The sequence below is a fragment of the Phytoactinopolyspora endophytica genome, assembly GCF_004138495.1.
GTDB classification, from domain to species: domain Bacteria; phylum Actinomycetota; class Actinomycetes; order Jiangellales; family Jiangellaceae; genus Phytoactinopolyspora; species Phytoactinopolyspora endophytica.
Genome location: NZ_ML142858.1, coordinates 191075 through 194989 on the forward strand (window position 1 = coordinate 191075; position 3915 = coordinate 194989).

The 3915-nt window shown below is 64.8% G+C and carries 6 protein-coding genes, 1 tRNA gene and 1 pseudogene; 4 read left to right on the top strand and 4 right to left on the bottom strand.

The features are described 5' to 3' along the window. Positions 1 to 121, bottom strand: a 121-nt coding sequence (locus tag ELR45_RS42845; protein WP_420813913.1) for a FitA-like ribbon-helix-helix domain-containing protein, incomplete at its 3' end; no start/stop codon positions are given. Between the two features lie 167 nt (positions 122 to 288). Between ELR45_RS42845 and ELR45_RS19890 the strand changes: the two genes are divergently transcribed. Both ELR45_RS19890 and ELR45_RS35535 read left to right on the top strand, forming a co-directional pair. Beyond that, a tRNA-Leu gene (locus ELR45_RS19890) sits at positions 289 to 365 on the top strand. A 19-nt stretch (positions 366 to 384) separates the two neighbouring features. After that, a complete protein-coding gene (locus tag ELR45_RS35535) occupies positions 385 to 558 on the top strand; it encodes a hypothetical protein (RefSeq protein WP_165367917.1) in 174 nt (57 codons plus the stop codon). Positions 559 to 573: 15 nt separating this feature from the next. Here ELR45_RS35535 and ELR45_RS19895 read toward each other — a convergent pair whose 3' ends face one another. From ELR45_RS19895 to ELR45_RS19905, 3 genes are read right to left on the bottom strand one after another with little or no spacing between them, the layout of a single operon-like run. Continuing rightward, entirely contained in the window at positions 574 to 1947 is a 1374-nt protein-coding gene (locus tag ELR45_RS19895) for an MFS transporter (protein ID WP_129667911.1), read from the bottom strand. Then, positions 1944 to 2165 carry a zinc-binding dehydrogenase gene (locus ELR45_RS19900; protein WP_129667912.1) on the bottom strand — a complete coding sequence of 74 codons (222 nt, stop codon included), beginning with the start codon at positions 2163 to 2165 and terminating at the stop codon, positions 1944 to 1946. The genes ELR45_RS19895 and ELR45_RS19900 overlap by 4 nt, the downstream gene beginning before the upstream one ends. After that, positions 2165 to 2812: a DsbA family oxidoreductase gene (locus ELR45_RS19905; protein ID WP_129667913.1), complete on the bottom strand. Its 648-nt coding sequence runs from the start codon at positions 2810 to 2812 to the stop codon at positions 2165 to 2167. The genes ELR45_RS19900 and ELR45_RS19905 overlap by 1 nt, the downstream gene beginning before the upstream one ends. 94 nt (positions 2813 to 2906) lie before the next feature. Here ELR45_RS19905 and soxR point away from each other — a divergent pair, with 94 nt between their 5' ends. Both soxR and ELR45_RS38490 read left to right on the top strand, forming a co-directional pair. Further along, complete coding sequence (gene soxR, locus ELR45_RS19910; RefSeq protein ID WP_129667914.1) at positions 2907 to 3359, top strand: redox-sensitive transcriptional activator SoxR; 453 nt, start codon at positions 2907 to 2909, stop codon at positions 3357 to 3359. A gap of 194 nt (positions 3360 to 3553) precedes the next feature. Then, positions 3554 to 3915, top strand: a pseudogene (locus ELR45_RS38490) (transposase); the annotation flags it as partial.

Here is a 3915-nt window from a genome sequence, read left to right on the forward strand (position 1 = left end):
CCGCGTCGTTCTCGAGCAACGTGTTGACGTACGCCTGGAGAGACTGCCCGGCACGAGCAGCACGTACCTTGAGAACGGTCAGAGTCTCTTCCGAAACATCACGCACGGATATGGTTGCCATGAAAGCATTTTACTTTCATTGCAGGCGTAGTACCACCGCGCTGCTACGTCAAGAAGGCTGCTGCGGTGGAAAGAGGCCGCCCCGCGCCGCTCCCCGGGTCGGTGCTCGATCAGTGATCGTGGGAGTCTCGTGATCACCTCCGATGGCGTAGAGTCTTTGTCGGAAATGCCCGTGTAGCCCAATCGGCAGAGGCAGCGGACTTAAAATCCGTTCAGTGTGGGTTCGAGCCCCACCGCGGGCACCAGTGGCACAAGGCTCGAACCTTGGCCCTTGGAAACAAGGGCTGGGGTTCGGGCCTTGTTAGTGTCTTCGGCCCAGGTCAGGGCGTTGGCGTTGACCTCTGGATCGAGCAGCATCTCGAAGGGGCGGGCGTTCTCGGCGCGCAGCTCGTCGTCTTCGTCGATGTAGATCTTGGTGAAGAACGCTTGATTGCATAGGGGAGTTGGAATGAGTCATCTCGCTGGGTCCTCCTCGATGGTGGGCCGGTCGAGGACGCCGAGGGCGAAGAATCCGACGGTGGCGATGATCGCGTAGGTGATCTGGTAGCCGTGGGTGGTGATGATGAGAACTGCGCCCGTGATGGCGGTCAGGGTGGAGGTGCCGAGTTGCTCGATCGATTGCAGTGCGGAGCTCACGTTCCCGTGGTGTGCCGGATCGGTCTGTGCGAGGGCTGTTGATGTGATTCGTGGATAGGCCATGCCCATTCCGACTCCCATCAAAATGCCGCCGGCGACCGCGACCGGGACGTTGGCCAGGTCTGAGACGAGCGCGAGCATGGCGAGAGGACCGGCGACGACGAGGCCGGCTGCCAGTCGGAGTTGTCGGGGCTGTGCCGTGGCGTCAGTGTCCTCTGCGCGGCCTTGGAGCCAGGATCCGGTGACCCATCCGAGAGCGCCGATGGCGACGACGAAGCCTGCGAAAGTCGGGGAGTAGTCTAGGTCTCGCTGCAGGTAGTGGGTGAAGTAGATGTCGGTGGCCGCGACGGTGGCTCCAAGCAAGCCTTTCAGCGCGACGAGTCGCGACGGACCTGGGCGCGCGGTGAGGGTCCCGGTGGGCATGAGCCGACGGGTAGCGACCCCGATGACGGCGATGGCCAGGATGGTGCCGCCGATCAGCCATGTCGTGGGCTGGTGACCGACCAGATGCAGACCGACCATGCCGAGGCAGGCCAGGGCGGCCCAGAGGCCACGCCTGCCGATGACCGCCGTGTTGGTGCGGACCGTTGGTGCCCGGCGAGCGACGCCGAGGAGCGCGGCGAGCGCGACCGCGCTCCCGAGCAAGATGAACGCGAAGACAGCCCGCCAGTGCAGCCAGTCGACCAGGACACCGGTGACCAGCGGCCCGATGATCGCGGGTAGCAGCCAGGCGGTCACCAGCAGGCCGAACATGCGGGCCTGGAGGCGCTCGGGGATGAGCTGGGCGATCAGGACGTAGACGATCACCGAGTCGATCCCACCGCCCAGTCCCTGGAGCAGGCGTCCGGCGATGAACACGGTCATGTCGGTTGCTACAGCGCACAGGGCCAGGCCGATCAGAAACATGCTTCCGCCGACGGCGAGCGGGAGGCGGATCCCGCTGCGGTCGGCCCAGTTGCCGCCGGTGATCATCCCGACCAGACCAGTGGCGATGGTGGCGGCGAAGGCGAAGGAGTACCAGCCGTCGGCGTGGAGGTCGACCGCGACGACGGGCAGCGCGGTGATGATCCCGTAAGACTCGAACGCGATGAAGGTCATCAGGGCCAGCACGCCGGCCACCGGGGCACGGTGAGGCTGGGCCCAGAGCGTCGCCGAGTTCGGGGCGCCGGGGTTGTCGGTCGTGGTATTCATGCCTCGCCGCCCTGCAGGGTGCCTCCGATGTGGAGTGCGACCTTTCCGCGACCGTGCCCGGTTTCGACGTTGCGGTGTGCGTCGGCGACGTCCTCGAGCGGGTAGGCGGCCCGGATGGTGACGTGCAGGTCGCCTTGAGCGCACATGCCGAGGAGCTCGCCGGGCCGCTCCGGTGACCGGTCGCTGGTGATCCACTGGCAGCCGAGGTCGGCAGCCATCACTCCACCACCGTCGCGGCCGATCGGACGAACGCGGTCAGCTCCGTGGTGTTTCGAGCCCCAGAAAGGTGCCGTTCGCCGTGCGCGACGGTGGGCACCGAGTGAAACCCCCGCGACTGCGCTTCCCGGTGATCGGTGAGCACCTCCGCCGCGTAGTCCTCCGAGTTGGCCAGCCCGAGAACCTCTTGGTGATCCAACCCGAGCCCGGCCCCCAGGTCGGCCAACTGGTCCCAGTCTTCCAGGTCAAGGTTCCGTTCCAGATGGACGGCGAACATTGCCTCCCACGCGGCGTCGACATCGAGGCCACGCGCTTCCACCAGTTTGAGGACCCGGTGGGCGCCGCGGGAGTCGATTGTGCGTGCCGTGTCGATGCGGATCCTCAGACCGTCAACTTGCCCAGATCGCTCGATCCGATCCCGCCGGATCGCCCACTCCGCTTCGGTCAGCCCCCATTCAGCGATCGCCACGTCTCCGACCAGACGGCGCTCGCTCGTGGGGCCCTGGGGTTCGAGGAGGAAGCTTCGATGCTGAACCTGCACCGAGGCGCCGGACTGCGCGATCGCCCGCGCAAGGCGGCGATGCCCCATCCAGCACCACGGACAGCGGACATCGGCCCACACCTGCAACGTCGTCTCCGTCAATGTCATGAAGTCCCCTTCGAGTTCGATTCACACACCCGCGATCAGGTGCCCGATACAGTGGACTTCATCAAGTGGACTTGACGTCAAGGGTGGAAGGTCGATGCCTCAAATCACAGCCGAAGCCGTCTGGCTCAAACCAGGACACCTCGCCGAACGCGCCGGCGTAACAGTCCCGACGCTGCACTACTATGAGAGCCGTGGCCTGATCTCCAGCCGACGCACCAGTGGCAACCGCCGTGAGTACCGCCGAGACACTCTCCGGATGATCGCCTTCATCCGCGCCGCCCAACGAGTCGGAGTCTCTCTCGAAGAGATCAAAGATGCACTCGCCGAACTACCCGATCGACGCATCCCCACCAAACGGGACTGGCATCGCATCTCGCGCCGCTGGCACGACGCCCTCACCGCCAGAATCGAAGAACTCACCGCGCTGCGCGACAGATTCTCCAACTGCATCGGGTGCGGATGCCTGTCCCTGAAATCCTGTCCTTACTCCAACCCCGATGACATCCTCGGCCAGACCGGCTCCGGCGCACGACGCTTCCCCAACTGACCGAGGAAGAGTCGCTTGACCGGACTATCGAGCCCGCAGTGGGCACCAACAAGGTCCTGCCCCGCAACATCTAGAACCCGCTGACCGAACTACCTGGACGCGGACCGGGACTGTCAGAGAAACGGTGGATCTTGGTCTTGGTCTGACACGCCGAGCAGGGTGCTTGGCGGGAAGGATTGATCTTGACCGAGACACTGGAGCCTGTGACTGATGATCAGGTGGATCCGCAGCGGCTGGCTGAACAGTTGTTGGCACAGGCCAAGGAACAGGGCGTCGATCTGGTGGGCCCGGATGGGCTGTTGAACCAGTTGACGAAGAACGTGCTCGAGACCGCTTTGGATGCGGAGATGAGCGAGCATCTGGGATACGACAAGCACGACCCGGCTGGCCGGGGCAGCGGGAACTCGCGTAACGGGACGAGGGCGAAGACGGTGTTGACCGAGATCGGCCCGTCGAGATTGAGGTGCCTCGGGACACGGATTCCTCGTTTGAGCCGCAGATCGTGCGTAAGCGCCAACGCCGGCTGAACGGGATCGACGAGGTCGTGTTGTCGTTG

Excerpts from the sequence above, each read along its gene's own strand:
- ELR45_RS19895 (WP_129667911.1), bottom strand. The coding sequence starts at position 1,947 with ATGAATACCACGACCGACAACCCCGGCGCCCCGAACTCGGCGACGCTC.
- ELR45_RS19900 (WP_129667912.1), bottom strand. The coding sequence starts at position 2,165 with ATGGCTGCCGACCTCGGCTGCCAGTGGATCACCAGCGACCGGTCACCG.
- ELR45_RS19905 (WP_129667913.1), bottom strand. The coding sequence starts at position 2,812 with ATGACATTGACGGAGACGACGTTGCAGGTGTGGGCCGATGTCCGCTGT.
- soxR (WP_129667914.1), top strand. The coding sequence starts at position 2,907 with ATGCCTCAAATCACAGCCGAAGCCGTCTGGCTCAAACCAGGACACCTC.